This is a genomic window from Rhizobium sp. 01T444 (assembly GCF_056398305.1).
In genome coordinates this window covers 453,408-470,751 of sequence record NZ_JBFTPD010000001.1, presented here as the reverse complement: position 1 = coordinate 470,751, position 17,344 = coordinate 453,408, and the positions used below count along the sequence as shown (strand labels likewise).

The following is a 17,344-nucleotide window of genomic DNA, read 5'->3' as shown; positions in this document are numbered from 1 at the left end:
AATAACGGGAATGCTCTAGCAGGCGAGGTCCGCGACGACGGAATCAAGGATCAGCATGCCTGCCGGCGTACAGCGCAGGCGGGAATTACCGATCCGCTCGATGAAGCCGTGTTCCAGTAAAAATTCTTCGCGCTTCGGATCGAGATCGCGGCCGGAAAGCTGCTGCCAGCGGGCAAGATCGACGCCTTCCTTCAGGCGCAGTCCCATCAGCAGCAATTCATCGGCCTGCTCGTCGAAACCGAGGCGCTCTTGCTCGATGATACCGTGCCCGTCGCTTTCGACGAGGTCCAGCCAGGTTTCCGGCTTGCGCTCCGTAGCGGTCGCGATCTTTTCTGGCCCGCGCGTCAGGCGCCCATGTGCGCCGGGGCCAATGCCGGCATAATCGCCATAGCGCCAGTAGGTGAGGTTGTGGCGGCTCTCGGCGCCGGGCCGGGCATGGTTGGATACCTCATAGGCCGGCAATCCTTCACGCTCGGTGATTTCCTGCGTGGCCTCATAGAGTGCGGCGGACTGGTCCCCATCGGGCACGATCAGCTTTCCGGCCTTGTGGAGGCCGTAGAAGGGTGTGCCTTCCTCGATGGTAAGCTGGTAGAGCGAAAGGTGATCGACTGCATAGGAGATCGCTTCTTTCAGCTCGCTCTCCCATTCCTCAACCGTCTGGTTCGGCCTGGCATAGATCAGATCGAAGGACATGCGCGGGAAGATGTCGCGCGCCAGCCTGATCGCCTTCAGCGCGTCGGCAACGTCATGCAGTCGTCCGAGGAATTTGAGATCGCGATCGTTCAGCGCCTGCACACCGAGCGAGACGCGGTTGACTCCGGCGGCGCGATAGCCGCGGAAGCGTTCGGCCTCAACGCTCGAGGGGTTGGCTTCCATCGTGATCTCGATACCGTCGGGCACATGCCAGTGTCGAGAAATGCCGTTCATGATCGCGTCGACCGTTTCCGGCTTCATCAACGAGGGCGTGCCGCCGCCGAGGAAGACGCTGGTCACCGTCTTCGGCCCGCTCATCTGGCGGGCCGTGGCTATCTCCTTCAGGAAAGCTGCGACGTAGCGCTCCTGATCGACCGGCTGATGGCGGACATGGCTGTTGAAATCGCAATAGGGACACTTCGCCGCACAAAAAGGCCAATGCACATAGATCCCGAAACCGGGTTCGCCGGTATCAGGCAGAAGCTTTGTGTCGGACATCAGCGCAGGCGAATCGATCATGTTCTAAGCTTGGCCTTATGCTTCCAGGCAGGTTTCGACAAAGAGCTTGAAGGCGCGAGCGCGGTGCGACAGCGCCTGCGGCTTGCCGATATTCCAGCCATGCTTTTCCTCCGCACTCATCTCGCCGAAGGTCACATCATAGCCTTCTGGCTGGAAGACCGGATCATAGCCGAAACCCTGCGTTCCACGCGGCGGCCAGGCAACGGTGCCTTCCACTTCGCCGCGGAAAAGCTCCGTGTGGCCATCCGGCCAGGCAAGGCAGAGCACGCTGACGAAACGCGCGGTGCGCTGCTCCGGCTTCGTGGCACCTGCCTTTTCCAGTGCCTTCTCGACCTTTTCCATGGCCATGTTGAAATCACGGGGGCCGTTGCCTGTCTCCGCCCAGTCGGCCGTGTAGACGCCGGGATCACCGCCGAGGGCATCGACGACGAGTCCGGAATCGTCAGAAAGCGCGGGCATGCCGGAGGCCTTGGCCGAGGCGATTGCCTTGATCGTGGCATTTTCCTCGAAGGTCGTCCCGGTTTCCTTGGGCTCGATGAAATTGAGCTCGGCAGCCGATTTGGCGGTGAAGCCAAGCGGCCCGATCAGATCCTGGATTTCGCGGATCTTGCCCTGATTATGGCTGGCGACGACAATAGTCTTGGTTTCAAGCTTACGCATAAAGTATCCTTATCCCATGCCCCAGATTTTCGCCTCCGCGCATTCCAGGCTATTGCCATCAGGATCGCGGAAATAAATCGATCGGCCGCCCTGCGGCCAGTGAACCTCGGATTCGATGCCGATGCCGGCAGCTTTCAGCTTCTCCGCCATCGCATCGAGATTATCTCCCGAAACCCTGAAGCAGGCGTGGCCTTTTCCGATGGTGCCATGTGGCGGAACCTGCAGGCTGTCAGGTGCCGGTGGCTTCACCGTTTCCTCCGGGTTAAAGATCAGGAGCACGCCCGGTCCGCAGCGGAAGAATACATGGCGGTTGCCCGAACGTGCGATCTTCTCAAGGCCCAGCACAGTTCCGTAGAAGCCTTCGGCCGCATCAAGATCGGTTGCGTAGAGCGCGGTCTCAAGAATGCCTTCGATGGGTTGCGCCATTGCCCGCCCCTTGTCCGGCCCTGCCCCCGGGAGCAGGGACAAGGAAATTCAATAGCGAGGCTTGAATAGGCCTCAGGCGATCGCCTGCTTCTGCAGATCCACCAGTTCGGCAATGCCTGCTTTCGCAAGGCCCATCAGCGAGGAGAATTCTTCCTCGGTGAAAGGCGTGCCTTCTGCCGTGCCTTGAATCTCCACAATGCCGCCGGCGCCCGTCATGACGAAATTGGCATCGGTCTCAGCCGAGGAATCCTCGAGATAGTCGAGGTCGATCACCGGCTGATTGGCGAAGATACCGCAGGAGATCGCCGCGACATGATCCTTCAGCACGCGGTCGGCCTTGATCATGTTGCGGGTTTCCATCCAGCGCAGGCAGTCGTACAGCGCAATCCAGCCGCCGGTGATCGAGGCCGTGCGCGTGCCGCCATCCGCCTGGATGACATCGCAGTCGAGCGTGATCTGGCGTTCGCCGAGCGCGGTCAGATCGACCACGGCACGCAGCGAGCGGCCGATGAGGCGCTGGATTTCCTGCGTGCGGCCGCCCTGCTTGCCGGCAGCAGCTTCGCGCTTCATGCGCTCGCCGGTTGCGCGCGGCAGCATGCCATACTCGGCGGTGACCCAGCCCTTGCCGGTGTTGCGCAGCCACGGCGGGGTCTTGTCTTCGAGGCTTGCCGTGCAGAGCACGTGTGTGTCGCCGAACTTTACCAGGCAGGAACCTTCCGCGTGCTTGGAAAAATTGCGCTCGAAGGAGACCTTGCGCATCTGGTCTGTTTTTCTGCCTGAAGGCCGCATTCTCTTCTCCTGAAACATGATGCCGAAAAGCGTAAGCGCTTCTCGGGCAATGTCATGCATGCATTGTATCGTCGCCCGCTTCTACGATTGGCTGCGTGCATTTGCAAATTCCCTTTTGCCACGGGGATCATATTGGCTATATTTCCCTGACATCATTCAGTGCGGGTGCGAAAAGTTCATGAGCTACAGGTCGACATCAATTTCGGATGCCGTGGCTGCGCTGGATGAACGGTCGAAGGAAATTTTCCGGCGCATCGTCGAAGGCTACCTGGAGCATGGCGAGCCCCTGGGCTCCCGCAATCTCTCGCGTCTTCTGCCCATGTCCCTGTCGCCTGCCTCCGTTCGCAATGTCATGAGCGATCTGGAGGAGCTCGGGCTTATCTATTCTCCGCATGTCAGCGCCGGCCGTCTGCCGACTCAGATCGGCCTGCGCTTCTTCGTCGATGCCTTCATGCAGGTCGGCGATCTCTCCGTCGAGGAGCGTGCCAGCATCGACCGTCAGGTCCGGGCCGGAAGCCGCGACAATCCGGTGGAATCGATGATGAACGAGGCAAGCCGCATGCTCTCGGGCATTTCGCGCGGTGCCGGCCTCGTTATCACGTCCAAGAGCGACCCGGTTCTGAAACATGTCGAGTTCATCCGCCTGGAGCCTACCAAGGCGCTGGCCGTGCTCGTCGGCGATCATGATCAGATAGAAAACCGCATCATCGAGCTGCCTGCGGGCGTTACCTCCTCGCAGCTCACCGAAGCCGCCAATTTTCTCAACGCGCACATGACCGGCCAGACGCTGCCGGAATTGCGCTTGCAATTGAGCCGGCTGAAAGATGAAGTTCGCCACGAGCTTGATGCGCTGTCACGAGATCTCGTGGAGCGCGGCATCGCCGTATGGGCCGGCAGCTCGGACGAGACCAAGCCGGCACAGCTCATCATCCGCGGCCGAGCAAACCTGCTGGAAGGCGTAGGTGGGGCGGAAGACCTCGACCGGCTGCGCCTGCTCTTCGATGACCTCGAGAAGAAGGACAGCTTGATCGAACTCCTGAACCTTGCCGAAAGCGGGCCGGGCGTGCGCATCTTCATCGGTTCGGAAAACAAGCTCTTCTCACTTTCCGGCTCCTCGCTCATTGTGGCGCCCTATCGTGATGACGACGACCGTATCGTCGGCGCGGTGGGCGTGATCGGTCCCACGCGGCTCAATTATTCCCGCATCGTGCCGATGGTGGACTATACGGCCCAGCTCGTGTCGCGCCTTTCGCGCGGATCTCTCTGATCCCTTGCGCGAAACCGGCGGAATTTTAGCTTCTTCGTCACGCAGACTTGATTTTTTCCGGCCAAACATCGATATCGGGCGCATCTGAGAATACACGAACCGGAGACCGTCATGACTGATGAAACGACGAAGAACGGACCTGACGCGGCTGCGGCGGAAGCCACAGCCGACGCCGCCGCAAACGTCGAGAATGAAGCCGTGAAGGAAGCAGCTGCAGGCGAACCGGATGCGCTTGAGCTTCTGAAGGCCGAGAATACCGAATTGCGCGACCGCTATCTGCGGCTTGCCGCTGAAATGGATAATCTGCGACGCCGTACAGAGCGCGAGGTCAAGGACGCCAAGTCCTATTCCGTCGCAGGCTTCGCCCGCGACATGCTGGCCGTCTCGGACAATCTGCGCCGTGCGATCGACGCCATTCCGCCCGAGGTCAAGGCTGCCGCCGACGCTGGCCTGACGACGCTGATCGAGGGTGTCGAGATGACCGAGCGTTCCATGCTCTCGGCTCTCGAGCGCCACGGCGTTCGCAAGCTGGAGCCGGTCGGCCAGAAGTTCGACCCGAACTTCCATCAGGCAATGTTTGAAGTGCCGAATACCGAAGTGCCGAACAATACGGTCGTGCAGGTCGTACAGGCCGGTTTCTCCATCGGTGAGCGCGTGCTTCGCCCGGCCATGGTCGGCGTCGCCAAGGGTGGTCCGAAACTCGTGGAAGCCGAGGCCAACTCGGTTCTGGACGAGAAGGACGCCTAAGACAATAAGAATGCTGGACAATTAAGAAAGGCCGCGCGAGCGGCCTTTCTGGCTCCTGTCTAATTTTGGCGGATCATATCCGCGCAAAGCGCTCGATCAGCAGATCGAAAAAGCCGTCGGCATCGACGTAGCGCATGACCTTCGCATTGCGCTTGCGCTCGGTCACATGCCACCAGTCGACAACGGTCATGCCGACGGTCAGCTCCGACGCTACCTCGATCTCGACATTGCAGTCCCGGCCCTTGAAGAGCTCAGGCTTCAGAAGGTAGGCGACCGTCGTCGGGTCGTGTAGCGGGCCGCCATCCGAGCCATATTTTTCGATGTCGAAGCGCTCGAAGAATTCCAGCATCTCCACCATCGCCTTGGCGGGCGCCGTGCCGATTTCGGCCATGCGCTTGACGCGGTCCTTGCGGGTCAGAAGCTGATGCGTCACGTCGAGCGGCATCGTGACGACGGGCACGCCCGAGCGGAACACGATATCGGCGGCTTCCGGATCGACATAGATGTTGAATTCAGCAGCCGGCGTGATGTTGCCGCCTTCAAAGAAGCCGCCGCCCATCATGACAAGTTCGCGGATACGCGGCACGATGTCGGGCGCCTTCTGGAAGGCCAGGCCGATATTGGTCAGCGGTCCGAGCGTGCAGAGCGTAACGGTGCCTTCCGGCTCGCGTCGCAGCGTTTCGATGATGAAGTCGACGGAATGCTGTGCCTGCAGCGGCATCGTCGGCTCTGGAAGGGTAGGGCCGTCGAGACCTGTCTTGCCATGCACGTGCTCGGCGGTGACGAGCTTGCGGGCGATCGGCCGGTCGGCGCCGGCAAAGACCTTGATATCGGTCCGCTCGCAAAGCTCGCAGATGATGCGCGCATTGCGGCTTGTCAGAGACAGCGGCACGTTACCGGCGACAGTGGTGATGCCCAGGACATCAAGCTCTCCCGGACTGCCGAAGGCCAGCATGATCGCGGCAGCATCGTCCTGGCCGGGATCGGTGTCGATAATGATTTTTCTCGGTTCTGCCATCCGGGTAGTTCCATCCTCTGGTGCGTGTCGCTCTAGCATGCACCTTTTCATTGTCTTCACGCTCCCGTCGCAAATCAACACAGTGCACCGGGGCATGTTTTGATGCGGGGCACTGCGTCCTTTGTCAAGGAAGCGGTCCTACGAAGCTTTACCTTACAATGCGGGAGGCCTGGCCGGCGGCCATCACGCCTTGCAGCGAGCAACTGTCGTTCCCATATTAGCGGTACCCGGATGCTGCGTGTTGAGGTCCGGAGAGGTCGCTTGCATCAAGGACTTTGGAATATGAGCCGTATCACCCCTTTCGCCAGCCCGCTGCTTCTGGGCTTTGATGCCATGGAAAAGACGCTCGAGCGGATTTCCAAGGCGAGCGATGGTTATCCACCCTATAATATCGAACGCATCGCCGCAGGCCACGACGCGCCTGAGCGGCTTCGCATTACGCTTGCCGTAGCCGGTTTCAGCGAAGAAGAGCTCGATGTGTCGACCGAGGAAAACCAGCTTCTGATCCGTGGCCGGCAGATCGATCAGGGCGAGCGCGATTATCTCTATCGTGGCATTGCGGCGAGACAGTTCCAGCGGACTTTCGTTCTCGCGGATGGCATGCAGGTCTTAGGCGCAAGCCTCAAGAACGGTCTGCTCTCGGTGGATCTAATTCGCCCGGAACCGGCGCGCATGGTCAAGAAAATTAACATTTCGGTTTCACAGTAGCACAACGGTTTGTTGAACCGTTGGTCCCTTCTCTCGGAGGAACAGGAATGTTGATGAAAGAAGCTACGTCGCGTCTGACCAAGTCCGAACTTGCCGGCATCGGCAATGGCGAGGTCGCCTATATCCGCAAAATACGCAATGAAGAGGTTGCCAGGTGCTTCCCCGAGGCGCCGGATATCGATCCAAGCGTTGATCTCTGGGCATTGTTCGGCGCTGATGGTACACCGATCCTGCTTACGGATAACCGCTCCAGCACCTTCTTCAAGGCTGCCGAAGACGAGCTGAAGACAGTCAGCCTGCATTGATCACGACCGGACTGCCGCAAGGCCGACCGTAAGAATGCATGTGTGAAGAATGATAATGGGCGATGCGAGGGACTCATGCTAGTCCCTTGCCCATGCGTATAGCCGCCTTCCAGCGTTTTCCCATTTTCGACGACACGGAGGCCGCGGCCGAAGTCATATTGAGCGACCTGCTCTGGGCCGATGCACATGGTGTCGATCTCGCTCTTTTTTCGGAATCCTACCTTCAGGGACATAGCTACCGGCAGCATCGCGTTGAACGACGGGCGCTCTCGCTTGACAGCCCTGCATTTCGTTCAATTCTGGAAAAGCTCGCGCCGACAAGGGCAACCGCCGTCATAGGCTGTTTCGAACGCCGTGGCGAAGCGGTCTTCAACAGTGCTGTCGTGATCGAAGCCGGCGTGCTGCGTGGCACCTATGCCAAGGCTTACCCCATCGAGAGCGGCTGTGCTCCGGGAACGGACTTCCCTGTCTGGAGCCGCGCCGGCCGCACCTTCGGCATCAATATCTGTAACGACAACAACTATCCCGATGCCGCTGACAGGCTCGTTGCACAGGGCGCGGATCTGATCTGCTGCCCGATCAATATGGTACTGCGGCCCCTCAAGGCCGAGATCTGGCGTGAGGAATCACTGGAGCATATGCGCTCCTGCGCGCGGCGGACGAAGCGCTGGTACATGTGTTGCGACGCCGTAGGCGCAGTCGACGAAGGCCCAGACCGGTGGTTCGGCTATGGCTGCACAGCCATCATCGCGCCCGACGGCTCCGTCATCGGCCAAGCCGTCGAAGGCGTCGAGGATGTCGTGATGGCTGATCTGCCCTGAAAGCTCACACCTAGGTAGGTCAGACACACTTGAAGGTGAGATAGGCCGAGGAGCGACCTTCGCGGCGAGCCTTGGCTTCATAGCGGGTGCTCGGCCAGCCCTCATAGGGCGTCAGCCAGTCGGCGGCATTCTGCGCCATCCATTCGAAGCCGCCATGGTCGCGGCATTTCAGCAGCGTCCAGTTCACATAGGTGTCGATGTCTGAGGCGAAGCAGAACAGCCCGCCTGGCTTCAGCACCCGGTGAAAACGGTCGAGATTGGTCTTGGAGACGAAGCGACGCTTCCAGTGCTTCCGCTTCGGCCAGGGGTCCGGATAGAGCAGGTCGATCTGATCGAGGCAATGATCGGGAAGCCAGTCGAGAAGCTGCGTCGCGTCATCGTTATAGACACGCACGTTGCGCGCACCCGTTTCGTCGACGCGTGCAAGCAGCTTCTGCATGGAGTTTACAAAAGGCTCCACGCCAATAAAGCCCGTCGAAGGCGTTTCCAGCGCGCGGTGGATGAGATGTTCTCCACCGCCGAAGCCGATCTCCAGCCGCATTTTCTCGACCGGAACAGCGAAAATGTCCTTCGGCGGCTTCGGGGGAGCCGCCGAGAGATCGATGATGAATGCCGGAAGCAGTGTAGCAAGCCGATCGGCCTGCTGTTCACGCAGGGCTTTTCCCTTGCGGCGACCGAAAAACGCTTCGGTCGCCCGGCCCCGGCGTTCCATATCCGTCATGCAGCAGCCTTGGTCTTGACCGCGTCCTTGAGACCCTTCACGAGATCCGTGCGCTCCCAGGAGAACGAGCCGTCGCGGCCAGCCTTGCGGCCGAAATGGCCGTAAGCGGAGGTCTTGGCATAGATCGGCTTGTTGAGGTCGAGGTGGCGGCGGATGCCCGACGGCGACAGGTCCATGTTCTGGCGGATCGCGGCTTCGACCTGATCTTCGGTCACACCCTTGCCGGTGCCGTGCAGGTCGACATAGATCGACAGCGGCTGGGCAACACCGATGGCGTAGGAGAGCTGGATCGTGCAACGGTCGGCAAGGCCGGCAGCTACGACGTTCTTGGCGAGGTAGCGGGCAGCATAGGCAGCCGAACGGTCGACCTTCGTCGTGTCCTTGCCGGAGAATGCGCCACCGCCATGCGGAGCAGCACCGCCATAGGTGTCGACGATGATCTTGCGGCCAGTGAGGCCGGCGTCACCATCCGGGCCGCCGATGACGAACTTGCCGGTGGGGTTGATGTACCACTTGCAATCGTCGGCGATCTTCAGGTCGCCGAGAGCTTCGCGGATATAGGGCTCGACGACGCTGCGAACCTTCTTCGAATCCCAGCTGTCGTCCAGATGCTGAGTGGAAAGAACGATCGAGGTGGCTTCCGCCGGCTTGCCGTCGACATAGCGGACGGTCACCTGGCTCTTGGCGTCGGGGCCGAGCTTGGCGACTTCGCCTTCGCCCTTCTTGCGGGCGACAGCGAGCAGCTGAAGGATCTTGTGGGAATAGTAGATTGGCGCCGGCATGAGATCAGGCGTTTCCTTGCAGGCGTAGCCGAACATGATGCCCTGGTCGCCGGCGCCTTCGTCACCCTGCTGGTCGGCGGCGCTGTCCACGCCCTGGGCGATGTCGGCCGACTGTGAGTGCAGCAGCACGTCGATCTTGGCCTTCTTCCAGTGGAAGCCGTCCTGTTCGTAACCGATGTCCTTGATGGCGCGACGGGCCGCAGCCTTGAACTTCGACGGGTTGATGACGTCCTTGCCGTCCTTGTCCTTCTTCATCAGGCTCGGCGGCAGGCGAACTTCACCGGCGATGACGACGCGGTTGGTCGTCGCGAGGGTTTCGCAGGCAATGCGCACGCCCCACGGATTGATGCCGGTCTTTGCCGCTTCGCGGTAGACCAGATCGACGATCTCGTCGGAGATGCGGTCACACACCTTGTCCGGGTGACCTTCGGCAACAGATTCGCTGGTAAAGAGATAGTTCGCGCGCATTCCGGGATTCCCCTCAAAGAATAAAAGCGGTCTAGTAGGTACTCACTTCGTGCCCCGATGACAAGCACAGAAGGACATAAATATATCTTTATATCTGCGGCGAAATGACAAATTTTGCCCCAAAAACGCAAAAAGGCGGCCTTTTGAGCCGCCTTAAGCTTTTCCGAGCGTGGGGACGCTCAGTCGGAGTCGGCTTCCGCCGCCAGTGCCTTCACCAGTTCGACGACTTTGCGACGAACCTTGGGATCGGTGATCTTCACAAATGCGCGGTTGAGCTGGAGTCCTTCCGAAGAGGAGAGGAAATCGACGACGTAGTTCGAACTCGAGGCTTCCGACATGCCGGTCAAGGCACCGGAATGTTCGCCGGGAGCGTCTTCGAAGAAGAAGGAAACGGGAACGTTGAGGATGCTTGAAATGTTCTGGAGGCGGCTGGCACCAACGCGGTTGGTACCTTTCTCGTATTTCTGGATTTGCTGAAAGGTGATGCCGAGGCTTTCGCCAAGCTTCTCCTGGCTCATGCCCAACATAGTACGGCGAAGCCGGATGCGGCTACCGACATGGATGTCGATAGGATTCGGCTTCTTCTTATTTTCAATCATGGTCGTGCCCTAGCAAAGAAAAATTCAACTCTGTTCTAACCGGCATGCCCTGACCTCATTCCGTAACGCCACGTTGCAAGTCGCGATAACCCACCTTGAAGCATACGTTACTAACGCCGATTGCGACCACTATGCAATTTTAGGGGTTTTCGGTCAATTCAACCTGAAAATAAAACCCCTGCGTGAAATTAGCGCAATGATCATCAGTAACGTTTCAGTCAACCAGAAGTACGTTTGGCGGGGGTATGGGCTTCCCGTGTTTTTTCCGAATCCATCGAGGGTTGCATCAATAAAGCCCATTTCGTCTAATTTTAGACCTGAAACGATTTCGCCGCGCGCGTCTACAACCGCCGAAATTCCACTATTCGCATCGCGAATCAGCGGCAAACCGGTCTCAACCGCCCGTACGCGAGCCTGCTGAAAATGCTGGTAGGGACCCGGTGTTGAGCCGAACCAGCTGTCATTCGTGATGTTGAGAATGGCGTTCGCTTGGCCGATGTCGCCGGTCATTTCGTCTGGGAAGATGATCTCGTAGCAGACGAGCGGGTAGAATTTCAGCCCGCTCGGAAGCTCGAGCAAATGACGGCTGGCGGCCGCCGAAAAGCCGCCCGGCATCTCCACTACATTCTGGATGCCGAGTTCGTTGAGCATGTCCTCGAACGGAAGATATTCGCCGAAGGGAACGAGATGCACCTTGTCGGAGGCGGCGACGATCTGCCCCCGTCCGTCGATCACATAGATCGAATTATAATAGCGGGTGGGATAGCCGGGGCCGAGTTCTTCGGCGCGCACCGCGCCTGCGATCAGGATCTGGTCGTCGTCGAGCGTATCGGCAATCCGCGTCAGCGCATCCTTGTTGTCGGCGAGGATGAAGGGGATCGAGGTTTCCGGCCAGACGATGATGTCAGGTTTCTTGCCGCCTTCCTTGGGAGGCTCCGTCGAAAGCTTGAGATGTGTCTCGAAGATCGCCTCGCGATCCGCATCATTGTCCATCTTGACGGATTGATCGATCGCCGGCTGGACCAGGCGAACCACAGGCCGCTTGTCCTCGGGTAACGCTTCGGGCTTCGGCGTGAGATAAAGGATATAGGCGCCGTAACCGAGATGCGCCGCAAAGAGGATTGCCGCGAGGCTGACGCCGAGTTTCGCTCCCTGCCGCGTTCCAAGTAGGGCAGGGGCAGAAAAGACGAAGACCGAGAGAGCCGTCACCCCCATGGTGCCGATCACATGCGCGGACTGCATCATGACAGGCATGGGCATCATGGCGTAGCCGATGGCGTTCCACGGAAAACCGGTGAAGATGAAGCTGCGTACCCACTCAAGCAGGCCGAAGCTGGCAGCAAGTGCTGCAATCCGCCCCATGCCATCGGACCAGAAGATACGGGCAAGCGCCGCAGCCAAGCCGTAGAAGGTCGCAAGGCAGGCCGGAAGGCCGAGGATCGCGAGCGGCAAGGCCCAGGCAAACTCCTCTGAATCGATCAGCAGCGCATGCCCAACCCACCAGAGCCCCGCAACGAAGTAACCGAAGCCGAACAGCCAGCCCGTGGCAAATGCCGGCCAGAGCCTGCCGGGAAGGCTGCTTTCCGGCGAGGCGGCCGCCCCATCGATCAGCCAGACGAGCAGCGTGAAGGAAACGAACATCGCGGCGAAGAAGCCGATGGGAGGCAGCGCCAGGACGCCAAAGGCGCCTGCTGCGATCGCAAGCAATGACCGTTTGAAACCCCAGACGAGGATAATCCTGTCCGCAAGCCGCTCCATGCGCACTCCCATCAAAGCCGCGAATCAATCCAATCGCAGTCTTTCAAAAAAGCGTGCGCTTGTCGTCTTACGGAAAGGTCAGTTTGCGGTCGATTCCGCCGACCGATCATCGTTTCCGTCGCCGATGGGCGGCCCGTCACCATCCGCCTTGGCGCGGCGGCGGATTGCCTGGCGCTTGCGCGTGATGCGCACTCGCTTGATGCGGCGCGGATCGGCATCGAGGATGTGGAATTCGAAATCCGACAGGGCCTGAACGACTTCTCCGCGCACGGGGATGCGCCCCAGTGCCGAGAAGATCAGGCCTCCCAGCGTATCGACCTCATCAATCTGCTCGCTGATGTCGAAATCCGGACCAATGGCTTCGGCAATCTCCTCGAGCTCGACGCGGGCGTCGGCAACGAAGACGTCCTCCGAAATGCGTTTGAACATGACTTCCTCATCGTCATGTTCGTCGTCGATATCGCCGATCACCATCTCCACAATATCTTCGTGCGAGGCGAGGCCGTCAGTGCCGCCATATTCGTCGATGACCAGCGCCATCTGTGTGCGGTTCACCTGCATGCGGCGCAGAAGATCGGATGCCAGCATGGAAGGCGGCACGAAGAGGATCTGTCTGATGATGCCGGTTTCGGCGAGCGTCTTCTGCAGGTCGACGCGTCCGAGATCGAAGTTCGGCTTGGCCGAGCGCGGCGCCTTCTGGATATTTTCCGGAGAGACCTCGATTGCGGGCGTGCTTGCCGCAGGCTTTGTGCCGCTGCGGCGCTTGTTGCGCGCCTGCTTGGCGACGTAGGAAAGAAGATCGCGGATATGCACCATGCCGCGCGGGTCGTCGAGCGTTTCGGCATAGACCGGCATGCGCGAACGGCCGCTTTCCTCGAAGAGGATCATCAGTTCGCCGATCGTGATGTTCTGGTCGACCGCCTCGATATCGGCGCGCGGCACCATCACGTCGGCAACGCGCACTTCGCGGAAGCGCAGGATATTGTGGAGCATCGCCCGCTCGTCGGGCGAAAAGGCGTCGGCTGCAGCCGGGTCGGTCATCAGCGCGTCGGCGATGTCTTCGCGCAGGCGCGAGCCTTGTTGCGGTCTCAAGATGCGCGCGGCGCGTGACCAGAAGGATTGCGGTCGGTGTCGACTACTGCCACCCTCATCGGAAGAGGAGGATTGCTCGGAGTCCCTGGCGTCTGACGCCGGCTTCGTTGAAAAGTCGCTCATGGTTCCATTTTAAGGTCTTGACCCTCGTAGGGGTCAGATAGGCCGAGTACTGCCAAAATGCGAGTCTCCAGCCCCTCCATAATTTCGGCTTCGTCATTATTCATATGGTCGTAGCCGAGCAGATGCAAGAAACCATGCACCATAAGATGGGTCAGATGATCGTCAAAGCTCTTTTCGAGCTCTTGCGCCTCGCGCTCGACCGTTTCCAGGGCAATGATGATGTCGCCGAGCATCGGACCGGGCATTTTGCCGGGTTTGACCGGAAAGGCCGGAAACGACAGCACGTTGGTCGGCTTGTCCTTACCGCGCCATTCCGCATTGATGTCCTGGATGGAGGCATCGTCGGTGAAGACGAGCGAAACTTCCGGCGGCATCTTCGGGAAGGGTTGCTGTTCCTCTTCCCGCAGGTAAGTGACAGCCGCACCCAACACGCGTTCGCCAAGAGCATGCAATACATCTTCGGCGGGCCAGCCCGTGTCCTCGATGCTGATCTGTATGTCGAGCTCGGCCATCAGTCCTGCCGGCTGGCCTCTTCGTTTGCTGCGGTATAGGTCGCGTCATAGGCCTTGACGATGCGGCCGACGAGCGGATGGCGAACGACGTCGACATCCTTGAAGCGCACGATCGAAATACCCTCGACGTCGTTCAAGAGATGCAGCGCCTCTACAAGGCCGGATTTGACGCCACGCGGCAAGTCGATCTGGCTCGGGTCGCCGGTAATGATCATCCGCGAGTTCTCGCCAAGGCGCGTCAGGAACATCTTCATTTGCATCGCCGTGGTGTTCTGCGCCTCATCGAGGATGACGGCGGCATTGGCGAGCGTGCGTCCACGCATGAAGGCAAGCGGCGCGATTTCGATGACGCCGGCGGTAATCGCCCGTTCCACCTTATCGCCGGGCATCATGTCGTAGAGCGCGTCATAAAGCGGGCGCAGATAGGGATCGACCTTCTCCTTCATATCACCCGGCAGGAAGCCCAGGCGTTCGCCGGCTTCGACGGCCGGTCTGGAGAGAATGATCTTTTCGACCGCGCCGCGCTCCAGCAGCTGGGCCGCATGGGCGACGGCGAGATAGGTCTTGCCGGTACCGGCCGGACCAACGCCGAACACCATCTCTGAGCGCTCGAGCGCCCGCATATAGGCATCCTGTGTTGGCGTGCGCGCGATGATCGTCTTCTTGCGCGTCGAAATCTGCGCCATCGTCAATTTGGCTTTTTTCTCCATCGTCGGTAATGTGAGCTGGTCGTCGGCGGCAACCGCCATGCGAATTGCGCCTTCAACGTCTGAACGCTCCACACTGCCGCCTTTCTGGAGTTTTTCATAGAGGTAATCGAGTGTGCGCCGCGCCTGATTGGTGGCCAGCACATCGCCGGTGATGACAACAGAGTTGCCGCGCGCCCGCGCATCGATATGGAGCCGCTGTTCCAGCAGCTTCAGATTCTGATCGAACTGTCCGAAAAGTTCGCTGGCGAACCGGTTGTTCTCGAACGTCAGGACGAAGTGATTGGCGTCGCTCGCAATGCGTGGGTGGCGCGGTGAAGTGGAAACCAATTCCTGTCCGTTCAAGCGGTCGAGCTCCTTGGGTTAGACCTCAGCCTCTGCGCGTTCGGCAAACAGGCTGTTGGTTCCGGTTCCTGTGATTCGCACTTTAATAATGTCACCGATTTGCGATGCTTTTGCATCAACATTCACGGACTGCAGCCACGGTGAGCGGCCAATAAGTTGGCCGGGCATACGGCCGGGCTTTTCCAGGAGAAGATCGATTTCCTTGCCGATGCAAGACTCGTTGAATTCCTGCGTCTGCTTGAGAAGCAGCGCCTGCAGGCGTTCCAGCCGTTCTGCCTTGATGTCTTCCGGCACCTGGTCCTTCAATTCCGCTCCGGGCGTACCGGGCCGCGTCGAATATTTGAACGAGAAGGCCTGTGCATAACGAACCTCCTCAACGAGTTTTAGTGTATCCTCAAATTCCCGGTCTGTCTCCCCCGGAAAGCCGGTAATGAAGTCGCCTGAGAGTGCGATATCGGGGCGGGCTTTGCGGATGCGCTCGATGAGGGAAAGATATTCGGCTGCCGTGTGCCGGCGGTTCATGGCCTTTAGAATGCGGTCCGAACCGGCCTGAACCGGAAGGTGCAGATAAGGCATCAGCGTGCGAAGGTCGCGATGGGCCTCGATCAGCCGGTCGTCCATGTCGCGCGGATGGCTGGTCGTGTAGCGAAGCCGCGCAAGGCGCGGGATTTCGGCAAGCCGGTAGAGCAGGTCGCCAAGGCTCCACTCTTCGCCCTTCGGGCCGACGCCATGCCAGGCATTGACGTTCTGCCCAAGCAGGGTGATTTCGCGCACGCCGCCATCAACGAGCTTCATCGCCTCCTCGACGATTTGTGCGACTGGCCGCGACACTTCGGAGCCGCGCGTATAGGGCACGACGCAGAAGGTGCAGAACTTGTCGCAGCCTTCCTGAACCGTCAGGAAGGCGGTCACGCCACGGGCACGGATCTTCGGTGCCTCGGCGATCGGCAGGTGCTCGAACTTGTCCTCGATTGCATATTCCGTATCGATGACGCGGTGGCCTTCCTTGGCGCGGCGCAGCGCCTCCGGCAGGCGGTGATAGGTCTGTGGGCCGATGACCACATCGACAGCCGGCGCACGGCGCAGGATTTCCTCGCCTTCCGCCTGCGCTACGCAACCGGCAACACCGATCATCATCTCGCGGCCGTTGGCGGCCTTGCGCTTCTTCATCTCGCGCAGGCGCCCAAGCGCAGAATAGACCTTCTCGGCCGCCTTCTCGCGGATGTGGCAGGTGTTGAGCAAGACGAGGTCGGCCTCTTCCATATCCTCGGTCGTCTCATAGCCGTCGCGGGCAAGAGCATCGCTCATGCGCGTCGAGTCGTAGACGTTCATCTGGCAGCCATAGGTCTTGATGAAAACCTTGCGGCTGTTGGAGCCATCGCGGAGAGAAGCCTCCGGGGCCTGAAGAAGGGCGCTGTCCTGGGTCATGGCCCGTTATCTAGTGGTTTTTGACGCGGGAGAAAAGGGTATCTCGGATCAGTCGATCGCGCGACCGCGCAGGCTGCGGTTCAGCAGGTTGCGGATGCGGGCAGCGATCGTCGCGCTGACTTCCTTGCGATTGGTCTTTTCGCCATATTCGATCGCCTCGCCGAAGGAGACTTCGGCATCGATCGCGCCGCATTTCATGATGTCGGTCAGATGAGGTAGGAGCTCGATATCGCCGGGCCATGCCGCAAGCGGGCGGTGATAGCGGCCCATGGCGATACCATGCACCTGCGTATAGGCGATAGAAACCGGCTGGACCATGACGCCGCCGGTCGGGGAATGGGGCACGGCCATTGCGGCAGCGCCGAAGAGCGACGATTTGACCTCCAGCAGTCGATTACCATCCGAGGTCGTTCCCTCGGGAAAAAGCACGACGATTTCACCGTCTGCCATGCGGCCGGCGATCTCGCTCGCCTGATGGCCGGTGCGGCGCTTTTCCTCCCGCACCACGAAGACGCTTTTCTGCAGCTTGGCGAGCGTGCCGAAAATCGGCCAGTCGCGCACCTCGATCTTGGCGATGAAGGCGACGTCGGCCACGGCCGACATGACCATGATGTCCATCCACGAAGAATGGTTGGAACAGAGCATCAGCGGCCGGCGGCTCTCAAGCGTGCCGCGCACCTGAATGCGGATGCCGAGACAATAGCAGACGATACGATGCCAGCGCCGGGGCAGGGTACGCCTGAGTCTCCAATCGAAACGCAGCGCCAGCACCTGTAGCGGCATGAGCAGGATGCTGACGACAATGATGACGGTAGTGGCGAAGGCGATGCGCAGCCAGACGATCAAATGCGGCGCT

General features: G+C 60.0%; 19 protein-coding genes. 5 read left to right on the top strand and 14 right to left on the bottom strand.

The features are described 5' to 3' along the window. Window positions 1-15: 15 nt before the first annotated feature. From hemW to rph, 4 genes are all read right to left on the bottom strand, one after another. A complete protein-coding gene (gene hemW, locus AC1DTN_RS02280; protein WP_439013930.1) occupies window positions 16-1,212 on the bottom strand; it encodes a radical SAM family heme chaperone HemW in 1,197 nt (398 codons plus the stop codon). 15 nt (window positions 1,213-1,227) lie between these two features. Then, window positions 1,228-1,872: an RdgB/HAM1 family non-canonical purine NTP pyrophosphatase gene (rdgB, locus tag AC1DTN_RS02275; protein ID WP_113323554.1), complete on the bottom strand. Its 645-nt coding sequence runs from the start codon at window positions 1,870-1,872 to the stop codon at window positions 1,228-1,230. A gap of 9 nt (window positions 1,873-1,881) precedes the next feature. Next, a complete protein-coding gene (locus AC1DTN_RS02270; protein ID WP_113323555.1) occupies window positions 1,882-2,298 on the bottom strand; it encodes a VOC family protein in 417 nt (138 codons plus the stop codon). 72 nt (window positions 2,299-2,370) lie between these two features. After that, a complete protein-coding gene (gene rph, locus AC1DTN_RS02265; RefSeq protein ID WP_310379476.1) occupies window positions 2,371-3,087 on the bottom strand; it encodes a ribonuclease PH in 717 nt (238 codons plus the stop codon). Between the two features lie 178 nt (window positions 3,088-3,265). Between rph and hrcA the strand changes: the two genes are divergently transcribed. Together hrcA and grpE are read left to right on the top strand one after the other, a co-directional pair. After that, window positions 3,266-4,354 (top strand): heat-inducible transcriptional repressor HrcA, encoded by a 1,089-nt coding sequence (gene hrcA, locus AC1DTN_RS02260; RefSeq protein WP_037070837.1) that lies wholly within the window; start codon window positions 3,266-3,268, stop codon window positions 4,352-4,354. Between the two features lie 111 nt (window positions 4,355-4,465). After that, window positions 4,466-5,101: a nucleotide exchange factor GrpE gene (gene grpE / locus AC1DTN_RS02255; RefSeq protein ID WP_113323556.1), complete on the top strand. Its 636-nt coding sequence runs from the start codon at window positions 4,466-4,468 to the stop codon at window positions 5,099-5,101. Between the two features lie 73 nt (window positions 5,102-5,174). On the opposite strand, the gene AC1DTN_RS02250 is transcribed toward grpE, so the two are convergent. Continuing rightward, a complete protein-coding gene (locus AC1DTN_RS02250; RefSeq protein ID WP_477919822.1) occupies window positions 5,175-6,119 on the bottom strand; it encodes a nucleoside hydrolase in 945 nt (314 codons plus the stop codon). 282 nt (window positions 6,120-6,401) lie between these two features. Between AC1DTN_RS02250 and AC1DTN_RS02245 the strand changes: the two genes are divergently transcribed. The 3 genes from AC1DTN_RS02245 (at window position 6,402) to AC1DTN_RS02235 (ending at window position 7,953) form a co-directional block, all read left to right on the top strand. After that, complete coding sequence (locus AC1DTN_RS02245) at window positions 6,402-6,827, top strand: Hsp20 family protein (RefSeq protein ID WP_037100862.1); 426 nt, start codon at window positions 6,402-6,404, stop codon at window positions 6,825-6,827. A 47-nt stretch (window positions 6,828-6,874) separates the two neighbouring features. Next, window positions 6,875-7,132, top strand: a complete 258-nt coding sequence (locus AC1DTN_RS02240) for a BQ00720 family protein (protein WP_113298330.1) — start codon at window positions 6,875-6,877, stop codon at window positions 7,130-7,132. A 92-nt stretch (window positions 7,133-7,224) separates the two neighbouring features. Beyond that, on the top strand, window positions 7,225-7,953 hold the full coding sequence (locus AC1DTN_RS02235) for a carbon-nitrogen hydrolase family protein (RefSeq protein ID WP_477919891.1): 729 nt from the start codon (window positions 7,225-7,227) through the stop codon (window positions 7,951-7,953). Between the two features lie 19 nt (window positions 7,954-7,972). Here AC1DTN_RS02235 and trmB read toward each other — a convergent pair whose 3' ends face one another. The 9 genes from trmB to olsA all read right to left on the bottom strand — a co-directional run bounded on the left by trmB (window position 7,973) and on the right by olsA (window position 17,334). Beyond that, the gene (gene trmB, locus AC1DTN_RS02230) at window positions 7,973-8,674 is read right to left on the bottom strand and encodes a tRNA (guanine(46)-N(7))-methyltransferase TrmB (protein ID WP_477919821.1); all 702 of its coding nucleotides are present in this window, start codon (window positions 8,672-8,674) and stop codon (window positions 7,973-7,975) included. After that, entirely contained in the window at window positions 8,671-9,924 is a 1,254-nt protein-coding gene (metK, locus tag AC1DTN_RS02225) for a methionine adenosyltransferase (RefSeq protein ID WP_310379463.1), read from the bottom strand. The genes trmB and metK overlap by 4 nt, the downstream gene beginning before the upstream one ends. A gap of 179 nt (window positions 9,925-10,103) precedes the next feature. Further along, window positions 10,104-10,523 (bottom strand): helix-turn-helix domain-containing protein, encoded by a 420-nt coding sequence (locus AC1DTN_RS02220; protein WP_007814904.1) that lies wholly within the window; start codon window positions 10,521-10,523, stop codon window positions 10,104-10,106. A 153-nt stretch (window positions 10,524-10,676) separates the two neighbouring features. Then, a complete protein-coding gene (lnt, locus tag AC1DTN_RS02215; RefSeq protein ID WP_477919820.1) occupies window positions 10,677-12,281 on the bottom strand; it encodes an apolipoprotein N-acyltransferase in 1,605 nt (534 codons plus the stop codon). Between the two features lie 78 nt (window positions 12,282-12,359). Continuing rightward, a complete protein-coding gene (locus AC1DTN_RS02210; protein ID WP_113323562.1) occupies window positions 12,360-13,496 on the bottom strand; it encodes a hemolysin family protein in 1,137 nt (378 codons plus the stop codon). Continuing rightward, complete coding sequence (gene ybeY, locus AC1DTN_RS02205; protein WP_113323563.1) at window positions 13,493-14,008, bottom strand: rRNA maturation RNase YbeY; 516 nt, start codon at window positions 14,006-14,008, stop codon at window positions 13,493-13,495. The genes AC1DTN_RS02210 and ybeY overlap by 4 nt, the downstream gene beginning before the upstream one ends. Further along, entirely contained in the window at window positions 14,008-15,060 is a 1,053-nt protein-coding gene (locus tag AC1DTN_RS02200; protein ID WP_113323564.1) for a PhoH family protein, read from the bottom strand. Before AC1DTN_RS02200 ends, ybeY begins: the two co-directional genes overlap by 1 nt. Window positions 15,061-15,078: 18 nt before the next feature. After that, a complete protein-coding gene (gene miaB / locus AC1DTN_RS02195) occupies window positions 15,079-16,488 on the bottom strand; it encodes a tRNA (N6-isopentenyl adenosine(37)-C2)-methylthiotransferase MiaB (protein WP_477919818.1) in 1,410 nt (469 codons plus the stop codon). Between the two features lie 48 nt (window positions 16,489-16,536). Beyond that, complete coding sequence (gene olsA, locus AC1DTN_RS02190; protein WP_477919817.1) at window positions 16,537-17,334, bottom strand: lyso-ornithine lipid O-acyltransferase; 798 nt, start codon at window positions 17,332-17,334, stop codon at window positions 16,537-16,539. Window positions 17,335-17,344 lie beyond the last annotated feature (10 nt).